This is a genomic window from Treponema endosymbiont of Eucomonympha sp. (assembly GCF_001028545.1).
The window spans coordinates 1-593 of record NZ_BBPW01000434.1; the positions used below are offsets into that span (position 1 = coordinate 1).

At 57.7% G+C, this 593-nt stretch carries 1 protein-coding gene; it reads right to left on the reverse strand.

Annotated elements, in window-relative coordinates; all coding sequences use genetic code 11:
• A partial coding sequence (locus tag AWU74_RS07475; protein ID WP_368853468.1) for a radical SAM protein occupies nucleotides 1–593 on the reverse strand: 593 nt, incomplete at both ends.

Consider the following 593-nt stretch of genomic DNA (forward strand, 5'->3'; position numbering starts at 1 on the left):
TTGTGCTTGCCGAAGACCCGCAACTCCTCGTCGAGGGTGTTGAGCCAGTTCCGCCTGCCGCCGCAGTGCTGCGCCTTGCCCGGACAGATGACGTCGAAGAGCTTCCCGTTCCAGATTTCGACGTTCGTAGCTATGGTGCGGAAACCCGCCGCCTTGTACTTTTCAAACACGGAGAAGTCCAGCGGCGCGCCGATACAGGCGGTGCCGTTAAAGTCTTCCAAGCCGGTGTATTCCTGCACGGCTTCGGCGACGTCCAGATAGTATTCGACCTCGCGGCGCTCGGCGATAAAACCGCCCGAAACGGTCAAATGGCTGTAACCGTCTTTGTAGCCCGCGGCTATGGTTTCACCTACCTGCTGCGGCGTCTTCCAGCTTATGCCCTGCGCCTCGCCGTACAGCGACTTTGTGGCGTTTATGTTGCAGAACAGGCAATCCAAGCCCTTGTCTTTGAGGGAACACTCGTTGCTGTACGCAACAAATAGAGCACCGTAGCCGTAATCTACCGCGACGGTGCGCATTGCAGAGCCGTCCGACGTTTTCAGGTTGTAAAAACGCGGTCTTCCCGCGAACCGCACCTTTTCAATGACGACCGT